At 63.0% G+C, this 18463-nt stretch carries 15 protein-coding genes and 2 tRNA genes; 12 read left to right on the forward strand and 5 right to left on the reverse strand.

Annotated features, from left to right (window positions below):
* The first annotated feature begins 10 nt into the window (after positions 1-10).
* The 8 genes from ACNKU3_RS01610 (at position 11) to ACNKU3_RS01645 (ending at position 8994) form a co-directional block, all read left to right on the forward strand.
* Positions 11-805 (forward strand): alpha/beta fold hydrolase, encoded by a 795-nt coding sequence (locus tag ACNKU3_RS01610; RefSeq protein ID WP_418257658.1) that lies wholly within the window; start codon positions 11-13, stop codon positions 803-805.
* A gap of 9 nt (positions 806-814) precedes the next feature.
* A complete protein-coding gene (locus tag ACNKU3_RS01615) occupies positions 815-1141 on the forward strand; it encodes a DUF3301 domain-containing protein (RefSeq protein WP_418257659.1) in 327 nt (108 codons plus the stop codon).
* A 235-nt stretch (positions 1142-1376) separates the two neighbouring features.
* Positions 1377-2648: a c-type cytochrome gene (locus tag ACNKU3_RS01620; RefSeq protein WP_418257660.1), complete on the forward strand. Its 1272-nt coding sequence runs from the start codon at positions 1377-1379 to the stop codon at positions 2646-2648.
* Between the two features lie 32 nt (positions 2649-2680).
* The gene (locus ACNKU3_RS01625) at positions 2681-3847 is read left to right on the forward strand and encodes a hypothetical protein (RefSeq protein ID WP_418257661.1); all 1167 of its coding nucleotides are present in this window, start codon (positions 2681-2683) and stop codon (positions 3845-3847) included.
* Positions 3844-5547, forward strand: a complete 1704-nt coding sequence (locus tag ACNKU3_RS01630) for a DUF1592 domain-containing protein (protein ID WP_418257662.1) — start codon at positions 3844-3846, stop codon at positions 5545-5547. Before ACNKU3_RS01625 ends, ACNKU3_RS01630 begins: the two co-directional genes overlap by 4 nt.
* On the forward strand, positions 5540-6868 hold the full coding sequence (locus ACNKU3_RS01635) for a DUF1552 domain-containing protein (protein WP_418257663.1): 1329 nt from the start codon (positions 5540-5542) through the stop codon (positions 6866-6868). Before ACNKU3_RS01630 ends, ACNKU3_RS01635 begins: the two co-directional genes overlap by 8 nt.
* 78 nt (positions 6869-6946) lie before the next feature.
* The gene (locus ACNKU3_RS01640; protein WP_418257664.1) at positions 6947-7600 is read left to right on the forward strand and encodes a response regulator transcription factor; all 654 of its coding nucleotides are present in this window, start codon (positions 6947-6949) and stop codon (positions 7598-7600) included.
* Positions 7600-8994, forward strand: coding sequence for an ATP-binding protein (locus tag ACNKU3_RS01645; RefSeq protein ID WP_418257665.1), 1395 nt, complete (start codon positions 7600-7602; stop codon positions 8992-8994). The genes ACNKU3_RS01640 and ACNKU3_RS01645 overlap by 1 nt, the downstream gene beginning before the upstream one ends.
* Before the next feature lie 531 nt (positions 8995-9525).
* On the opposite strand, the gene queD is transcribed toward ACNKU3_RS01645, so the two are convergent.
* Complete coding sequence (queD, locus tag ACNKU3_RS01650; protein ID WP_418257666.1) at positions 9526-9882, reverse strand: 6-carboxytetrahydropterin synthase QueD; 357 nt, start codon at positions 9880-9882, stop codon at positions 9526-9528.
* 171 nt (positions 9883-10053) lie between these two features.
* Between queD and ACNKU3_RS01655 the strand changes: the two genes are divergently transcribed.
* A tRNA-Val gene (locus ACNKU3_RS01655) sits at positions 10054-10129 on the forward strand.
* A 29-nt stretch (positions 10130-10158) separates the two neighbouring features.
* Positions 10159-10235, forward strand: a tRNA-Asp gene (locus tag ACNKU3_RS01660).
* Positions 10236-10371: 136 nt separating this feature from the next.
* Here ACNKU3_RS01660 and ACNKU3_RS01665 read toward each other — a convergent pair.
* Positions 10372-11517, reverse strand: a complete 1146-nt coding sequence (locus ACNKU3_RS01665) for a serine hydrolase domain-containing protein (protein ID WP_418257667.1) — start codon at positions 11515-11517, stop codon at positions 10372-10374.
* Between the two features lie 175 nt (positions 11518-11692).
* On the opposite strand from ACNKU3_RS01665, the gene ACNKU3_RS01670 reads away from it, so the two are divergent.
* Complete coding sequence (locus ACNKU3_RS01670) at positions 11693-12259, forward strand: hypothetical protein (protein ID WP_418257668.1); 567 nt, start codon at positions 11693-11695, stop codon at positions 12257-12259.
* 110 nt (positions 12260-12369) lie between these two features.
* Here the strand turns inward: ACNKU3_RS01670 and ACNKU3_RS01675 are convergent, their stop codons facing one another.
* Entirely contained in the window at positions 12370-13371 is a 1002-nt protein-coding gene (locus tag ACNKU3_RS01675; protein WP_418257669.1) for an isopenicillin N synthase family dioxygenase, read from the reverse strand.
* 659 nt (positions 13372-14030) lie between these two features.
* Between ACNKU3_RS01675 and ACNKU3_RS01680 the strand changes: the two genes are divergently transcribed.
* Entirely contained in the window at positions 14031-16265 is a 2235-nt protein-coding gene (locus tag ACNKU3_RS01680; RefSeq protein WP_418257670.1) for a hypothetical protein, read from the forward strand.
* A gap of 84 nt (positions 16266-16349) precedes the next feature.
* Here ACNKU3_RS01680 and ACNKU3_RS01685 read toward each other — a convergent pair whose 3' ends face one another.
* Together ACNKU3_RS01685 and ACNKU3_RS01690 are read right to left on the reverse strand one after the other, a co-directional pair.
* Positions 16350-17162, reverse strand: coding sequence for an enoyl-CoA hydratase-related protein (locus ACNKU3_RS01685; RefSeq protein ID WP_418257671.1), 813 nt, complete (start codon positions 17160-17162; stop codon positions 16350-16352).
* A 154-nt stretch (positions 17163-17316) separates the two neighbouring features.
* On the reverse strand, positions 17317-18297 hold the full coding sequence (locus ACNKU3_RS01690; protein WP_418257672.1) for a TauD/TfdA dioxygenase family protein: 981 nt from the start codon (positions 18295-18297) through the stop codon (positions 17317-17319).
* Positions 18298-18463: the final 166 nt, after the last annotated feature.

Below are 18463 nucleotides of genomic sequence, written 5' to 3' on the forward strand. Positions count from 1 at the left end.
CGAGTGGGGCATGGTAGCAAAATCTCCAATCTGGCACAGCACCGCGGGCGAAGGTCCGCCGGTCATCCTGTTGCACGGCCTGTTTGGCGCAGGTTCCAACCTGGGCGCACTGTCGCGATCGCTGGCCGATCGCTTCACCGTATACAGCCTGGACCTGCCCAATCACGGTCGTTCCGGCTGGGTCGAGCAGGCGGGGCCCGCGGACATGGCGGTCCTGCTGGGGCAGTGGATGGAAGAGCAGAGGCTGGCCTCGGCCGCCTGTGTCGGCCACTCCCTGGGGGGCAAGGTCATGATGGAACTGGCCCTGTCGCAGCCGCAAAAGGTGCGCGCGCTGGTGGCCGCGGATATTGCGCCGGTCGAATACCCTGCGGGCGGCCACGACAGCATTTTTGCCGCCCTGGAAGCGGTGGCGGCACAGGGCGTGGGTTCGCGCAACGAAGCCGCCGACATCATGGCGCGCTACCTGGATGAACCGGGGGTCATCCAGTTCCTGCTGATGAGTCTGCAGCGCGGAGAGGACGGCGTGTTCAACTGGCGCTTCAACCTGCGCGCCATGCGCGACAACTACACGGCGGTGCGCGGCGCGCCGCTACACCGTGCGCCCTATGCCGGGCCGGTACTGTTCGTCAAAGGCGGCGATTCCAGTTACATCCTGCCCGAACACCGCGCGCAGGTGCTGGCCCTGTTCCCGCAGGCAGAGATGAAAGTCATGCCCGGCTGCGGCCACTGGCTGCACGCGGAACAGCCCGAGCAGTTCAACCGCATCGTGGGGCGCTTTCTCGATCACCACGCCAGTGCAGGCTGAGGCACGCGCATGTATATCAGTCTCGGTGAAGTGGTGGTGCTGTTCATGGTCGGAGCGGCGGCGCTGTACGTGTTTTCCTCTATCCGCATTCGCGAGCTGGCGCTGCAGCACGTGCAGTCGGCGAGCCAGCGCGACGGTTTCCAGTTGCTCGACGAATCGGTGCAGATCCAGAAAATGTCCCTGAGCCGCGATCGCGGCGGGCAGTGGCGGGTCTGGCGCCAGTACCGTTTCGAGTACAGCCTCGACGGGGTGGAGCGCCGGCAGGGTCACGTGATCATGCTCGGCAGGCGGCTGGTGTCGGTGGTGGTCAGCGAGCGGCCACGGGTACTGCACTAGCCCTGTACGCCGGACGGGCATCCGGGCCGGGAGCCTTGCCGGCGCAGATGCGGATGGCCAGTCAGTACCCATCCATTGCGGCCTGCGCCGGAGTGCAATCAGTCGCGGCAGTTCAGCTTCGTTTCAGCTTCACAGGTTTTCATAGCAGCCTCCAATACCGATAACGAAGACGAGGCTGCACAGCTGTGATGCGCAGAGGCAACTGCCCGGCTCCCCCGTGGGGGAGCGACTGCCCATGAGTACCATTCGGCGCCGTCTGCGGAGCCTGCTGGTCGCGCTGCTGGCCGTGGCGGGCGCCGCCCTGGCCTATGGTTTTGTCGCCGCTGGCGAACGCAGCGTCCCTGCGCCGCTGGCAAGCTATGGCGCCACGCTGGAGCAGGGTGCGTACCTGGCGCGCGCAGGCAATTGCCAGACCTGCCATACACAGGAAGGGGGGGAGCCCTTCGCCGGCGGCCTGCCGTTCCATACACCCTTCGGCGTGCTGTATTCCACCAACATCACCCCGGATGCAGCCACCGGCATCGGCAGCTGGAGCTTCACGGATTTCCACGCGTCGATGAAGCACGGGGTCCGCCCGGATGGCAGTCATCTCTACCCCGCCTTTCCCTACAGCGATTTCGCCCGCCTTACGGATGCGGATATCGCCGCCCTGTGGCTCTACCTGCAGACCCTCGCGCCGGTGAACCAGTCCGTCCCGGACAACGCGCTGGACTTTCCCTATAACCAGCGCGCGCTGCTGGCGGGCTGGAAGGCCCTGTTCCACGACGACGCCACTTTCGAGCCGGATCCGGCGCAATCCGATGCCTGGAATCGCGGTGCCTACCTGGTGGAGGCAGCCGGGCACTGTGGCGCCTGCCACACCCCGCGCAATGCATTGGGCGCGGAGCGGGAAACACTGGCGTTTACCGGCGGAAGCTACCTGGACCGGGTCCGCTTTGGTTATTACCGCCGCTGGTCCGGGGTCAACCTGACCTCCGATGTAACGGGACTGGCGGCCTGGAGCGAGGAAGACATCGTCGACTACCTGCGCGACGGGATCAGCGGCAACGCGGTCGTCCACGGCCCGATGCGTGAGGTGGTGCTGAACTCCACCAGTCAACTCAGCGACGGGGACCTGCAGGCCATGGCCGTCTACCTGAAAAGCCTGCCCGCCAATGCCCAACCTCCGGGTCCGCGGCCCGGCGCGGCCACGGTCGCCGCCGGCGAACTGGTGTACACCGTGCACTGCGGGTCCTGCCACCTGCCCTCGGGCGAGGGCGACGGGGTGCTCGGGGTGTCGCTGCTGGGCAACCCTATCGTGCAGGCGGCGGATCCCGCCTCCCTGCTCAATGTGATTCTCTACGGCCCCCACCTGCCGCCGCGGCTGGTGGTGGGACGCAGCGCCATGAAAATGTTCGGCAAGCGCCTGTCCGACACGGACATCGCGGCAGTGGCCAGCTATGTCCGGGAGGAGTTCGGCAATGGCGCCGGGGGCGTCACGCCGGAACAGGTCAAGCGCCAGCGCTAGCTGGCTGAGTGTGGAATCGGGAAGAGACAGTTATGCGTGAATCCGGCCGAGACAGATTACTGCGCAGTGCAGGCCGCCTGGTGGTCCTGGCAGCCGCCGCGGCAGTTCCGCCCTGTACGCTATCCGCCGAGCCCGGGTTCGTGCGCGACGGTCGGGCGGGTTTCGTGGTGTCGTATATCGAGTATGCGCTCGCCGACGATTTCAGCGAAAACGGCGCCTGCCCCGCCGGCAGTCCGCTCAACCTGGTCGAGATCCACCAGCTCACCCCGCAGGGCCAGCGCAGGCCCGGTGAGTCCGACGAGGATTACCTCGAACGGATGCAACAAGCCGCGCGCCAGCTGGGCACCAGCGCCGACGGGCAGGACCTGTGCATGCACCCCGAGGTGGCGGCGCCGGACCCCCACTTCAAAACGGTGGCGGGTTCGGCCGTGCCGGTGTGGGGGATCGACCTCGACGGACAGTCCGGCGCCGAGGATTTTCCCGGCAAGGAGGGCGGGGAGGGCGTCGACAACCAGTGGTACCGGGTGGTCGGTTGCAGCCGCTCCTACCAGTCCGCCGGGCAGTCCAACGGTTTCAACATCGCCATGCTGACCGGCTCCTGGGGCATCCTGTTCGCACTGGAGGGCGTGGACGACATCCGCAACGATGATGCCGTGACGGTCCACCTGTACGCCAATGGCGATCCGATCCGCCTCAGCCCGGCCAGGGAACCCCTGGCATTCGCCACCTACACTGCAAAGCCGGAACCCCGCTACAGCGCAACCACCACCGGGAAGATTGTCGATGGCGTGTTGACCTCGGTGCCGGTGGACGTGGTCTTCCAGAACGAGACCAACAGCATGTACAACGAGCGGCCGTTGCGCGCTGCCCGGCTGCAGGTGAGCATTGACGATGCAGGTACCGCGCGCGGTTACCTTGCCGGTTACACGCCGGTGGAGGCCGTCTACGATTTCGCCTACGCATTTCGTTCCGGGGTGAAGGCCGACGGCCAGCTGGCGCCGCTGCCGCTGCGTGCCGGTTCCGCCAACGGGGCAGCCTTCGTGCTCGGCCACACCTGCCAGGGCGCCTACCAGGCCTTGTGGGCCAATGCCGACGCCTATCCAGACCCGGAAACCGGCGCGAATACGGCCATTTCCATGCAGTACCGTATCGAGGCGATCCCCGCGTTTGTGGTGGCGCCACAGGGGGTGAAGCCATGACTTCCGTATACCGGGCATGTTCGCGCGCTGCGGCGGGGCTGCTCGCCGCGGCGGCATTGCTGGCGACACTCGCGGGTTGCGGCAGTGACAGCACCGATCTGGCGGTGCGCGAGCCCGCCCCGGTGGGTGGCCCCGCGCTGTTGCGGCGCCTCACCGAATCCCAGTACCGGGCGACGGTAGCCGATATTTTTGGCCCGGAAACCCCGGTTGTCGCCCGCTTCGAACGGGCGCTGCGCGCGGACGGGCTGGTCGCCGTGGGTACCAGCGAGGCGGGCATGTCGGCCTTCGCCGTGGAGCAGTACGACAGTGCCGCGCAGGGTGTGGCTGACTACATTTTCGCCGCAGAGCGGCGCGCGTCGATCCTGTCATGCAGTCCCCCGCCGGATGCTCCGTTCGATCGCGACTGTGCCCGGGAATTTATCACCCAGTATGGTCCCCGGCTGTTCCGGCGGCCGCTGAGCGAGGAACAGGTCGGCCGCTACCTGACGGCGGCGGAACTCGGTGCACAGACTCTCGGTAGCTTCTATTCGGGGCTCAAGTACGCGCTGGTCGGCATGATGACCGCGCCGCAGTTCCTGCTGCGCATCGAACGCGCGGAAGCCGACCCGGAGCACCCCGGCCTGCACCGCCTGGATGACTGGTCCGCCGCCACCCGGCTGAGTTATTTCCTGACCAATTCCACGCCGGACCGCGAGCTGTTGCGCGCTGCCGGCAACGGCGAACTGCGCGATCGCGAGGGGCTGGAGCGGCAGGTGGACCGCCTTATCGCCGCCCCGCGCTTTGAATCCGCCGTGCGGGCATTTTTCCAGGACATGCTGGAGTTCGACCTGTTTGCCGACCTCGCCAAGGACAGTGAAATCTACCCCGCCTTCAATTCCGAGGTGGCGGCGGACGCGCAGGAACAGACCCTGCGCGATATCGTCACCCTGCTGGTCGAGGAACAGGGCGACTACCGTGACCTGTTCACCGCAAGGGAAACCTGGATGACCCGCGATCTCGGCGTTGTCTACCGCCAGCCGGTGGCTTCCCGGGATGGCTGGGAGCGCCTGCCGTTATCCTATGACGGGCGCCGGCGGGGTATCCAGAGCCACATTTCCTTCCTCGCCCTGCACGCCCACCCGGGGCGTTCCTCGCCGACCCTGCGCGGCGAGGCCATCCGCAACGTGTTTCTCTGTCAGGAGGTTCCCGATCCGCCGGCGAACATCGACTTCAGCGTGATCCAGAACCCCTCGCCGGACAACATGCCCACGGCGCGCGACCGGCTGAGCGCCCACAATAACCAGCCCGCCTGTTCCGGCTGCCACAAGGTGATGGACCCGGTGGGACTGGCGCTGGAGAATTATGACGGGCTGGGCAGCTATCGCAGCAGCGAATACGGCGCGCTGATCGACGCCAGCGGTTTCCTCGACGGCATGGCCTACAGCGATAGCGCCGGGCTGGCCCAGGCCCTGCACGATCACCCGGAGACGCCGCGCTGCGCCGTGGAAAAAATCTACCGCTTCGCCGTGGGGCGCGATACCGAGTGGGACGAGCGGGCCTACATGGACTACCTGGTCGCGGCCTTTGCAGCGGGGGGGTATCGGCTGCCGCAGCTGATGCGGGCCATCGCCCTGAGTGAAAATTTCTTTGCCATCACACCGCGCGGTGCCGCGGTGGAACTGGCGCAGTCCGCAGCTGAAGGGAGGAAGGGTCATGAGTAAATTATCCCGCAGGGGGTTTCTCCGCGGCACCCTGCAGGGCGCTGCGGTCGGGGTCGGCCTACCCCTGCTCAACTGCATGCTCAACAGCAATGGCAGCGCCTTTGCCGCCAGCGGCAAACGTATTCCCGTGCGCTTCGGCACCTGGGTCTGGGGTTGCGGTTTTATCCCCGAACTGTGGATTCCGGAGAAAACCGGTCGGGATTTCGAGTTTCCCGCCCACATCGCCATGCTTGAACCCTATCGGGAAAAACTCGCATTGTTCTCCGGTTTCGACGTCAAGCTCGACGGTGTGCCGAACAAGCCCCACGTGACCGGTTGTTTCGGCCTGCGCACTGGTATTCCGGTGCCCGACTATAACGTCAAGGCGCCGACCCTGGATGTGCTGATCGCCGACCAGATTGCCGATACCCGCTTCAGTTCGATCGAGCTGTGTTCTGCCGGCATCGAGCGCTCCTATTCCTACCGCGACGCGGGCTCGCCCAACCCCAGTGAAACGTCCCCTTTGGCGCTGTACCAGCGGATATTCGGCGAGGGCTTCCAGGATCCCAATGCCGCGGAGTTCACTCCGGACCCGCGCTACATGGTGCACAAGAGCGTGCTCGCGGCCACCGGTGAAGAGCGCCGGCAACTGATGCGGGAAGTGGGCGCGGAGGACCGCCAGCGCCTCGACGAGTATTTCACCTCGATTCGCGAGCTGGAACAGAAACTGGCACTGCAACTGGAACCGCCGGCGCCCGTGGAAAACTTCGACATGCCCGCTGCGCCGCCCGATACCATTGTCGATTCGGAAATGGGCAACGTGATGGAGAACCACAAGCTGATGGCCGGCCTGCTGGCGCGCGCCCTGCAGTGCAACCAGACGAAGGTGTTCAATATGTTGTTCTCGGATACCGCGTCCAACCTGCGGCGCCCCGGCAGTTCCTCGACCCACCACACCCTGACCCACGAGGAACCGGAGGACCCGGAGCTGGGACACCAGCGCGAAGTCGCCTGGTTTGCGCAAAGGAGCATGGTCGCCTGGAAGGACTTCCTCGACGCGCTCTCGGCCATTCCCGAGGGCGATGGCACCCTGCTCGACAATTGCCTGGTTCTCGCCCACTCCGACTGTTCGATCGCCAAGGCCCATGCAGTGGAAGGCATCCCGGTCATGGTGGCGGGCAATGCCGGCGGTCGGGTTCGCACCGGCTTTCACATGGCCGGCAACGCGGACCCTATCTCGCGGCTCGGCCTCACCGTCCAGCAGGCGATGGGCCTGCAGGTGGACAGCTGGGGCACCCTGAACATGGCGACCAACCGCAGCGTGACCGAACTCCTGGCCTGAGCCGGGGGGAAGCGAGGCCGCGGGTTTCTGGTGTAAGCTCCCGGAATAACCTGTTGCGGGCCACACTGAACAATAACGATGCGCGTACTACTGGTCGAAGATGACAGCTTGCTCGGTGATTCCGTGAGCCAGGCGCTGGCCGCGGAGGGCTACGCGGTGGACTGGCTGAGCGACGGCTCGCTGGTGCTGGCGGCAGTCCAGGCGGGCACCTTTGACCTGCTGGTGCTCGACCTGCGCCTGCCGGGACTGTCCGGCATCGAGATACTGCACGCGCTGCGCGGCGCGGGTATCCAGACACCGGTGCTGCTGCTGACAGCCTGCGATGCGTTGTCCGACAAGGTCGCAGGTCTCGACGCCGGCGCCGACGACTACCTCACCAAACCCTTCGAGATGGACGAACTGTTCGCCCGGGTGCGTTCGCTTTTGCGGCGTACCGGCCAGAAATCCCCGGTCCTCAGGGCCGGCGCGCTGGAGCTGGATCCCGCCAGCCGACGGGTGGTCTTCGACGGCGTGGAACAGGCCGACCTCACAGCCAAGGAGTATGCGGTGCTGGAATTGCTGATGCGCAACCGCGGGCGCTTCGTCACCAAGGCGCGCCTGCTGGAGGGTTGTAACAGCTGGGACGAGGAGGTCGAGTCGAACACCGTCGAGGTCTACGTCTCCCGCCTGCGCAAGCGCCTCGGGCGGGATTGCATCGAGACCCTGCGCGGCGTTGGCTACAGGCTGAAGTAATGGTCCGCTCGCTGCGTCGCAACCTGGTCCTGACGCTGCTTTCCCTGACGCTGTTGTGCTGGGTAGTGGCGGTCATCATCACGGTTGTGCTGGCCCAGCAGGTGGTGGTGCGCCAGGTGGAGCGCCAGCTGGTCCAGTACATGGACATGGCGCAGCATACCCAGGGCCTGATTTTCCGCAACGACCAACTGCAGGAACACTTCTGGAACGACGACATGCTGCTCTCCCGCGAAGCGGGTATCACCCGCGTGCGCGGCTTTGGCACTGAGGGCAGCGGCCAGGCCCTGAACCTGTGGTTCGGGCGGGACCAGGTGCTGGTCGGCGAATTTGCCCCGGCGTTTCCCGAACCGCTAGCGGAGGGCTTTGTCACCTGGCAGCAGCGCACGGGCAGCAACCGGACTTTCTGGCGGGTGCTCTACCGCCGGGATGTGCAGCTGGGGGTGTGGACCGCGGTGGGTGTGGACCTGAGGCACGCCAGCAGCCTGGGCCGGGCGGCCCTGTTGCAGGCGATGCTGCCGCTGGTGGTCGTCCTGCCCCTCACCGTGCTGCTCCTGCTCTGGGGCGTGCGTCGCGGACTGCGGCCCCTGGACCGGCTGGCGGCGACCATCGAGGCGCGCAAGCCGCACTCCCTGGCGCCGCTGGCCGCCGACGATGTGCCGCTGGAAATCCGTCCGCTGGTGGAATCCCTCAATGGCCTGCTGGGACGCCTGCAGCGCGCACTGGCCAGCGAGAGCCGCTTTACCGCCAACGCGGCACACGAATTGCAAACGCCGCTGGCGGCGATCAAGGCGGAAGTGCAGCGCTACCAGCGGCAGGTCGCTGACACGGACAGCCGGGAGATGCTGGAGCGCATTGCCACCCGGGTGAGCCGCGCGGCCGACACGGTGGCGCAATTGCTCACACTGGCCCGGTTGGATCCGGAACAGGAGTTCCAGCGCGAAGCGGTGAGACTGGATACCCTGGTGATCGATGCGGTCGCCGAAGAGGGCGCAACTGCGGTACAGCGTCGTCTCGAGGTAAAGATTCCCCCCGCGAGCGGGGCGGCCGTTGCCGGGCAGCCGGACTGGCTGCGTATCCTGGTGCGCAACCTGGTGTCGAATGCATTCCGCTATGCCCGGGAGGGCAGTGTGGTCGAGTTTCGCCTGGCGCGCGGCGCCGATACCTGCTGCCTGGTCATCACCAATGAATGCGAACCGCTGGACGATGAGTCCCTGCGGCGACTGGCGGATCGTTTCTACACGCCGCCCGGCAACACGGCCGGTGGCGTCGGGCTGGGGCTTTCCATCGCCACGCGCATCGCTGAACTGCACGCTGCCCGTTTACAGCTTACCCGCTGGCAGGAGGGGAGAGGTTTGCGGGTGGAGGTCTGCTTTCCCTGTGACGCGGTTCCATGAGGTAGCACTTGTGTCCCGGTGCGCTGGCCTGCCTCCACCAGGATCGTTGTTGCAAATGTGAACTGGATCACACTTTTGGGGGTGGTGCTTTCTGCTCGTTTGTGAAGCGCCACAATGTATATACAAATTGGCTTCCAGGGGATTTTTTACTTTTCCACAGATTCTGTGGATAACTCGGTGGGTAAATTGTTTAACTGGCCCCCTGACGCCCATGTCCGCCCAGTTGTGACGGATTGATTAAATTTCGTACAAAAGCTAAAAACTCAATATAAATAGATACTTATGATAATGAGTTAAAGCCGGGGGAGCGCTAAGTGAGGTAACTGTGTGAATCTTTATTGACCAGTTTCACGGTGTGTATAACATTTTTCAAAGTGCTACGCGCGGTAACTATTCCCAAATTTTGGGAACAACGGGAGTTGAATTTCCCCGGGGCCCAATCTGGTCTGTGGCGGCGAAGTCCTTTATTTGTAGATTAAGAAAATACGTCAAGTAGTTTGCAGGAGTGTTACCAAAAAAAGACAGCAGACCCTAGTCGCCCCGGTAGATACAACCGCTGGTACAGGTCTCGCGAATCTCCACTGCGCTCAGTTGCGGCAGCTGCGCCGCCAGGCGTCGCCAGATCCAGCGGGCGATATTTTCACTGGTCGGGTTCTCCAGTCCGTCGATCTCGTTGAGGTAGTAGTGATCGAGTTGCGCCAGGATCGGCTTGAACGCGGCCTTGATGTCGCTGAAGTCCATCACCCAGCCGCTGGGTTCGGCGGCATCCCCGCTGACCGTGAGGCGCACATGGAAGGAGTGTCCGTGCAGGCGGGCGCACTTGTGGCCCTCGGGCACGTTGGGCAGGCGGTGGGCCGCCTCGAAGTGAAAGTCCTTGTAGATTTCCATGCGTGAATTCACCCTTGATGCGAGGCCCCGTGAAGCCGGGGAGGTCTGGAATATCGCGCGAATTTTACTCTGAAAAGCGCTGATTTTTCAGTGTACCGAAAAGCGGAAAGTTTTTTTCACGGAAGGTTTGACAGCCAAGGCGAAATCTCTATAATGCGCCTCTCGGTTCGGGGGTGATTAGCTCAGCTGGGAGAGCATCTGCCTTACAAGCAGAGGGTCGGCGGTTCGATCCCGTCATCACCCACCACTTCCGAAACAGAAAAATCTACCGAATTTGGACCGGTAGTTCAGTTGGTTAGAATGCCGGCCTGTCACGCCGGAGGTCGCGGGTTCGAGTCCCGTCCGGTCCGCCATATACGCAAGAGCCTCACCCATCGGGTGGGGCTTTTTTGTTTGGGGAAAATGAAGTCAGGGCCCTTTTTTCCTGGTGCCCAACGAGGGCAGAGTGGACGTAATCACCAAAGATTGCCCTGAAAGGCGCCGCCCCCTTTATCGCCCCTTATCCTGCATAACCACATCCATCGCCTGCGCGATAAGCTCGCTGTCGGCGCCCGCGTCGTTACACATTACGATCAGCGACGTTTCCGCCGCCGGATAGCGTCGATAGAAGGTCGACGTGCCCAGCCAGCCGCCGTCGTGGCTGTAGGCCGTCAGGCCGCGGCTCTCACCGACAAACTGGCCATTGGCATAGCGCCATTTTCCCGCCCGGTGGTCGCTGTTGGGCTGGTTCATCATTGCGATCAGTTCAGCGGGCTTTGACCCTACCTGGGGATGATAGAAATTCTGGTCCCACTTGAGCATGTCATCGAGGTTGGTGTGCAGGCCGCCGTCACCCACCCAGAACAGGTTGGTCATGTCATTGACGTACACTCCATCACGGTTGCGCTTGTAGCCGTAGGCCCTGTGCTTGACGATTTCCGTCGGCTGGTCGCTGAAGAAGGTCGAATGCATTCCCAGCGGCTTGAATATCCGGCGATCGGCAAACGCACGCAGGCTTTCGCCGGAGACCTCCTCCACCAGCATGGAAAGCAGGAAATACGCGAGGTTGCTGTAGCGGAACTTCCGCTCGGGTTTTAGCGCCAGCGGCACCGTCTTGACGACATCGTAGAACTCGGAGATCGTGAGGTAGTCTTCGTTGCCGAGCCTGAATTCACCGCCCGCCGCTGAACGCAGGTCCACCGCTTTCCTTGAGCGCGGCCCTTCATAGGAACTCCCGATCAGGTCGTAGTCACCCATCCCGGAAAAATGCCCCAGCATCGCATTGACGGTTACCTTTGATCCGTAGTCCGGCAACTCTGGTAGGTAGCGATGGATATCCGCGTCGAGGTCGATTTCGCCGTCCTGTACCAGCAGCAGCACCGCCATCGCGGTGAACTGCTTCGAGACCGACGCCATCCGGTGCATTTCATTGCCGGTAAGGGGAACGTCCAGTTCAATGTTGGCGAGTCCATAACCCTTTTTGTGGACCAAAACGCCCCGCTCGACGACCCCGACATTACAGCCGGGGGCATCGGGCGGGATGGTTTCGAAAATGGCATCCAGTTGCGTGGAAAAATTGCCTTGGCTAAAGGCTGGCTGGGCAAGAGCCAGCGCCAGGGCGAGGCTGGCGCATTTCAGAATGCGGATGATGGTCAAGACAGCTCCCAAAATTCTCGTTCTTGCGTGGATATCGTGAGAATCTACGGGCAGCATGCAAGGAAAAAAAGGGGTCAGAGCCCTTTTTTCCCAACCGCACAATGCGGGCAGAGTCGAAGCATTCATCAAAGATAGCCAAAAAGGGCTCTGACCCTTTTATCCACAGGGGGTGGTTTTGGACGCTTTTAATCGAATCTGGCTGGCGCCTTCCATCGTCCTTGGCCTTGGGATTGCGCGGTTGTTGTCTGATGCCGTATTACTGTTCAGGTCGAGATTGCGCGCAAAGATGGATTGGGTGCCGTTGATCTGGGCTGCCTGCATATTCCTCTGGCAGGTCCAGTACCTGTGGGCTGTTGTCGAGCTTCCCTCTCTGTCTTCCACATGGACGGTTGTCGACTTTGCCCTGTTGCTCACACTGTCACTGCTGCTATTCCTGGCCGGCGCGCTGGTCCTGCCGGATTCCGAAATGTCTGCCGGTGCCAGTCTCGAGGAATCATTTCGACAGGACGGTCGCTGGGCGCTGGTCGCCCTGTCCCTGTGGTGCGGGTGTGCGGTTGTCGTCAACTGGAAGTGGTTTGATGTATCGCCGGCCTCTGCGCAAGCGCTGATTATGCTCGCCATAGCGTCGGTGCCACTGGTGTATCTGGTAGCCCCATCCCGAAAAATACGTGAGTGGGTATCTATAGCCAACATCCCATTGACCTTATGGGCAATCTGGATGCTTTCACCAAAATCATACTAGGCAGGAGGAGGACGTCAGAGCCCTTTTTTCCCCTTTTCCAATTGCACAAATGCGGGCGCAGTGGATGCAATCATCAAAGATGGCCAAAAAGGGCTCTGACCCCTTATCCCTCAGCCGAAGTTGGCCTGCAGTCGCATCTTCAGGTAGTCCTCCGCCGTGATCGGCTCGTACACCTTGCCCGGCCCCTGGATGACCGCGCGGCTGTTGGCCTGGCAGAAGAAAGCCATACTGTAGCGCGAGTGGCCAGCTTCGCCGGGGCGTGGCATGCGCACCCGGTGTAGGGTGGACTTCAGGCGGTCGTCGCTCCAGCGCATCAGCATGTCGCCGATATTGCAGGTGATGATCCCGTCGCGGGGTTCCACCGGGGCCCAGGCCTGGCTGGTGGCGGCGTCCTTGCCGGCACAGACCTGCAGGCCGCCCTGGCCGGTCTTCTGGAAGACCATGGTCAGGCAGTCGAAATCGGTGTGGGCGCCGGCGCGCCAGACATTCGCGGGAACTTCCACGCCCTCTTCCAGCGGCAGGTAGTGGAGCAGGCGCAGGGTGCTCTGGTAGTCGGGCTGCTCGCGATCGTGGGCGCGGGTGAAGAACTCGCGGTCGAAGCCGAGTTTCAGGGCGAAGCAGCTGAGCACGCGCATGCCCAGTTCCCAGGCCCGGCGCTCCAGCGCCAGTGTGTCCGTTTTGAACACCGGCAGGTCGCTCGCGTCGGGCCACAGGCCGTCCATGCGCGGCAGGGTGATCTGGTAGGATTCCTTGCGGTCGGCGATACCGACTGAAGGCCGTACCTGGGCCTGGAATTCCCAGCCCACGTTCTGGCCCTCCCGCAGGGGAAACTGCGCCTTGAAGCTTTCATCGCGAGCGAAAAAGTCCGCCGAGGCGTCGAAGGCGCGGTTGATCATCTCCAGCGGGATGCCGTGGTTGTCGAGCTGGAAAAAACCGACTTCAACCGCGGCCTGCCAAAGCTGGTCGGCAATCTCGTCCTCGCGGCGATCGAAATCGCTGAGGTCGATCAGCGGGATGACCGCGCTGCTCAATTCTTCCCCGGCGCCGCCGATGCGGCTCTCGAAGTTCAATTCGTCCAGTTGGTAGGTGCTGCTCATTTTCTCAGTAGTCATGACCGTACTCCTTGTCGTGCTCGGTTACATTGGAAAATGGAGCAATGCCGGGATTGGACCTGCCGCTTCTACTCCGCTGTTGTGCCACAGCTGTGGCGCCGCTGACGGCGGTTGCCGGCGGGCAGTCAATGCGCGCATGCAGGGGGGTGTTTTATCAACATACCCCAGGCGACCCGCAGTAACTGTAAGCCAGGCTAACGCGGGTACGACAAAGACGGGGGAGGGGGTTCTTGCGTTGAAAGCACCGCCGCCGCCAGTCCGTACACCGTGTACCGACCGTTGCGAGCAATGCCCCGGAACCCGGTTGATAGCGCGAAAGGCACGGCGCCGGGAACCTGACAGCTTCTACTCGTTTGTCCGGACCATCAATACCGCAAGGCCGGACTGCATCCCCGAGTATCTGCAACTCAGGGGGTGAAACTATTGCGCGAATATACAGGAATTGTGCTGGCCCGGACAATCCCTTTAACGTTCGGGCTGCAATGGGGACAACCCCGGGTCCCTTCCCGCCCCTGACGGCAGGGCAAGAGCCCCGGGTCTCACCGCTGAGCGTCCCCGGGACCGCTTATCCTGCGGCTCCCGCCAGGCCGGGCAAATTGCGGGCATCGGTAACTCTGGTCTGCTATCGTTAGTATCTGGCGTCCCATTGGGGAGGGACAATGAGCCTGTTCAGGGAGTTAAAACGACGCAACGTGATTCGCGTGGCGGTCGCCTACGCGGTGACGGCCTGGCTGTTGGTGCAGGTCGTAGACCTTGTGCTGGACAATATCGGCGCTCCCGACTGGGTCATGCAGACCCTGCTGCTGATACTCGCCGTCGGATTTCCTATCGCCATCGTTTTTGCCTGGGCCTTCGAGATTACCCCGGAAGGTGTCAAGCGCGAGTCCGAGGTCCAGCGCAGCGAGTCGATCACCCGGATTACCGGGCGCCGCCTGGATTACATTACCTTCGGCCTGCTGGCGCTGACCGCCGTGTATTTTTTCTGGGAGTCGCGCTTCCACAATCCGCAGCCGGTGACGGAACAAACGCCTGTCGCGACATCCGCCGCTGCGCCGGCGCAAGCGCCCGCCAGAACTGACAACGCACCGCCTTCCATTGCCGTCCTGCCCTTTATCAACCTCTCCTCCGATCCCGAGCAGGAATATTTTTCCGACGGTATTTCGGAAGAACTGCTCAATGTCCTCGCCCAGATTCCGGACCTGCGGGTCGCCGCGCGTACCTCGTCCTTCCAGTTCAAGGGCGACAACCGCAACATCAGTGAAATCGCCCAGTTGTTGAAGGTGAATCATGTCCTCGAGGGTTCGGTGCGCAAGGCGGGCAAGCGCCTGCGCATCACCGCGCAGTTGATCGACGCCAGTAACGGTTATCACCTCTGGTCAGAAACCTACGACCGGGAACTGCAGGATGTTTTCGCCATCCAGGACGAGATTTCCGCTGCTATCGGCGAGGCACTGAAAAAGACGCTCAGCGTTGGGGAAGCGACAGCCGCGTCTGCCGCGCCGAGAGTGGCCGAAACGGCCAATACGGCTGCCTACGAGGCCTACCTGCAGGGGCGCTACCTGATCAACCAGCGCGGCAACCGCGCACTGACCCAGGCGGTGCAGGAACTGGAAAAGGCAGTGCGCCTCGACCCTCGCTATGCCCCTGCGCACGCCCAACTGGCGATTGCCTATACCTTGCTCAGTTATGACAATTATGGCGATCTGCAACGCGACGAGGTCGTGGCAAGGGCGCAGCCGCATATTGATCGGGCGTTCGAGCTGACCGCGGTGTCGGCAGAAGCCTGGGGCGCCAGGTGCCTGCTGGCCTCGACCGTCAACGAGTCGCGCGCGGCCATCGAGTACGGGGAGCGGGCGCTGCAATTGAACCCGGCCTATATCGACGTCATGAACTGGGTGATGAATACCGCGACGGCAATTGGGGATTACCCAACCAGCTATGCATTACTCCGGCGCATGCAGGAGGTCGACCCGCTCTCGTTTATCGGTCGCGCCAATTTTGTCACCATGGAACTCGCCTTCACCGATCCGCAGGAGGCCCACCGGGTCGCGGATCAACTGGTTCCGGTCAATCCCGCCCAGGGTTATCTCACCCACGCCAGTACCAGCTTTATTGAAGGCGAGTTCGCGGCGTCTTTGCGTTGGTCTTTGCTGGCTTATCGGGCAAATCCACTGGACGACTCCCGCAATCTCAGTCTCGTGTTCCACCTGGTAACACTGGGTTTGCCCGAGGAAGCCGGGCGCCTGTTCCCCGAAGCACACCTTTACACGGCCACCAACCCGGCCGAGTTCAAGGGGAAACTGGCGGATATCTCCCGGGCCGCGGCTGGGTCCCCCGGCAATCTCTTTTTCAATGTGATCCTCGCCCGCGCCTATTTTTTCACCGGCCAGTACACCGCCGCACTGGAAACCTATGCGGGGGTCAAAGCCGATTTTCCCGACACCGAGGCTGTAGTCCCCGGCATACCCGTAACGTCACTCGAGTATGCCTGGTTGTTGCGCCACGCCGGCGATGAGGTTGGCGCAGAGGCCATGCTGGCGTATGTGGAAACGGACATCGAAAACCGCCGCGATACCCCGATGACCCTGTGGCCGCAATACCTGGAGGACCGGGTGGTCGTCGCCAGCCTGCGGGGTAATGTCGACGAGGCGCTGGAACTCCTGCAGTCCATGTCCCCGCCTTTATCCTGGGTCGGCTATGAACTGGAGGGCCCCCTGTTCGATCCATTGCGGCAGGAACCCGGGTTTTCCGCGTTCCTGGAGCGCCACCGGGCATGGATTGCAAAGTCGCGTCAGGAGGTTATCGCCATGATGTGCCAGGACAATCCCATCCCCGACGCATGGCAACCCCTGCCTGAAACCTGTGAACCGGTGACGCTGGCAGCAGGCAACTGAGGGCAACGCCAGACCCATTCGATGCGGTCGGCAACGCGGCGAATCCGCAACGCGAATCCATCCCCGAGATGTGGGCAGCGGGGGTTATTTCCCCTTGTAGCTGGGCTCCCGCTTTTCCAGGAAGGCCGACACCGCCTCGCCGTGGTCCTCGGTATTGTGGCTGATGCCCTGGTACACGGCGCAAAGGTCGAGGAAATCGCGCAGTTCCGAGCGCTGGGCCTTTTTCAGCAGGCGCTTGGTGTAGCGCACCGCCTGGGGCGGTTTGCCGGCGAAGGCCTGGGCCAGTTCCAGTGCGCGGGGCAGCAGGGCGTCGGGTGCGGTCACTTCCAGCAGGATGCCGATCTCCTGCGCTTCCTGTGCTTTTACCAGCCGGCCGGAAAAGGTCAGCTCCGCGGCGCGCTGGTAACCCACCACCCGCTGCAGGAACCAGGCGCCGCCGTCGCCGGGGATGATGCCGAGGTTGATGAAGGTCTCGCCAAACAGGGCTTCGGTCGAGCCGATACGGACATCGCACATGTTGGCGAGGTCGAAGCCCGCGCCGATAGCCGCGCCGTTGACCGCGGCGATGACCGGTACTTCCAGTGCATCGATAGCCAGCGGGATGCGCTGGATGCCCCGGCGGTAGTTGGCTTCCAGTTCGGCGACGTCACCGGCGAAATCCGCCGTGCGGTCGCGCATGTCCTTGATATTGCCGCCGGAGGAGAAGGCCTTGCCGGCGCCGGTGATGACCAGTACCGAGATGTCCGGCGTGGCGTTGATCCACTGGCAGACCTCGATGATTTCATCGACCAGGGCCGACCCGGTGAGCGCGTTGCGCAGGTCGTCGCGATTGAGGGTCAGCAGCGCGACGCGGCCATTGATATCAAGTGTCGAATCGCTCAGTTGTGGTGTGTTCACGGTGTGCCTCTCGTATTTCCGGACGGTGGTGGCGGCGCTGTCGCGCGCCAGTGGCATGCTACCAGAGCCGGCGGGCTTTGGGGCCAGTGATCGAGGCGTGTTGGTGGGGTGTGATGTTGGGGCGAAAGCCGGGGCGGGAGCCCCGGAACCGGGATCAGGCGACGTCGCGATTGACCTCGCCCACCTTCTTGCCGTCCTCGAAGTAGCCGAGGCCGTAGTCGCCCTTGATGGTAGTGCGCAGGGTCTGTCGCTCGTATTTGGCATCGCAGCCTTCCACCGCGTGCAGCATGCGGTGGTTGTCCCAGATCAGCATGTCAGTTGGCGACCAGTCGTGCCAGTAGGCGCTGGTGCCTTCACCGAGTCCGTTGAGGGTATGGCAGACCTCGTCGAGCAGGGCGTCGCCCTCGGGGTCCTCGTGGTGCTCGATGCCGAGCGCCATCCAGGGGCCGACGTGAAAGACTTTCTCACCGCTGTCGCGGGTCCAGACCGCGGGATGCATGGCCCGCGGGAAGATGGCGGCCTCCTTGAGCAGGACTTCGTTGATCGGGTCTTCTTTCACCGACCTGAAATTGACCCCGAAGCGCATGGTGCTCAGGCGCGTGTCCAGCGAATAGATGATGTTGAGCTTTTCAATTTTCTCGCGCAGCCCGGCGGGGAACTGCCGATAGCACTCGATGCCGTCGATGAAGCCGGTGCGTCCGCCGACTGGCGGATTGATCGGCGCCCGCAGCACCCCGGCCAGGTTCAGTTCGTCGTTGTAGCAGTGGTCGAAGTGCCAGGGCGAAAAACGCGCCAGCACCTGGCCCTGGAACTCGACCAGGCCGCCGGAGGCGTGTTTCTCGTCGCCGGGGATGTAGTGCATGTCGATCACGCCGGGGGCGGCGTCGCCGGTCTCCTCGTCGCGCGGGGTGGTCTTGGTGGGGTGGTCCTTGATGGGGCCGAAGACCTCGCTGATGGCCACCTGCATTTTCGAGCTGGGCTCGACATCCCTGAACACCAGCACACCGCGCTCGTGGAAGGCCTGGCGTAACTGCTTGCGGACGGTTTCGTCTTCGAGCGTTGCAAACGTCAGGCCTTCAACCTGTGAGCCAAAGGAGAGGTCTTCACTGAGATGGGTGATGGTGACGCGGGTCATAGGCAACTCCTGAATCCTCCCGGTGAGTCCAGTGTTACTCTGTGACCGGGCGCTTGTTATTGTGGGGATTCATAATCCCCCTATCGATTCAGGAAGACAAGAGGGCTGGATCCGGAGCCGCAGGTCGGGCACTGCGGCAGCGAGCTTTTCATGCAGCAGATTGGCA

This window comes from Haliea sp. E17, from assembly GCF_048323675.1.
GTDB lineage: Bacteria > Pseudomonadota > Gammaproteobacteria > Pseudomonadales > Halieaceae > Mangrovimicrobium.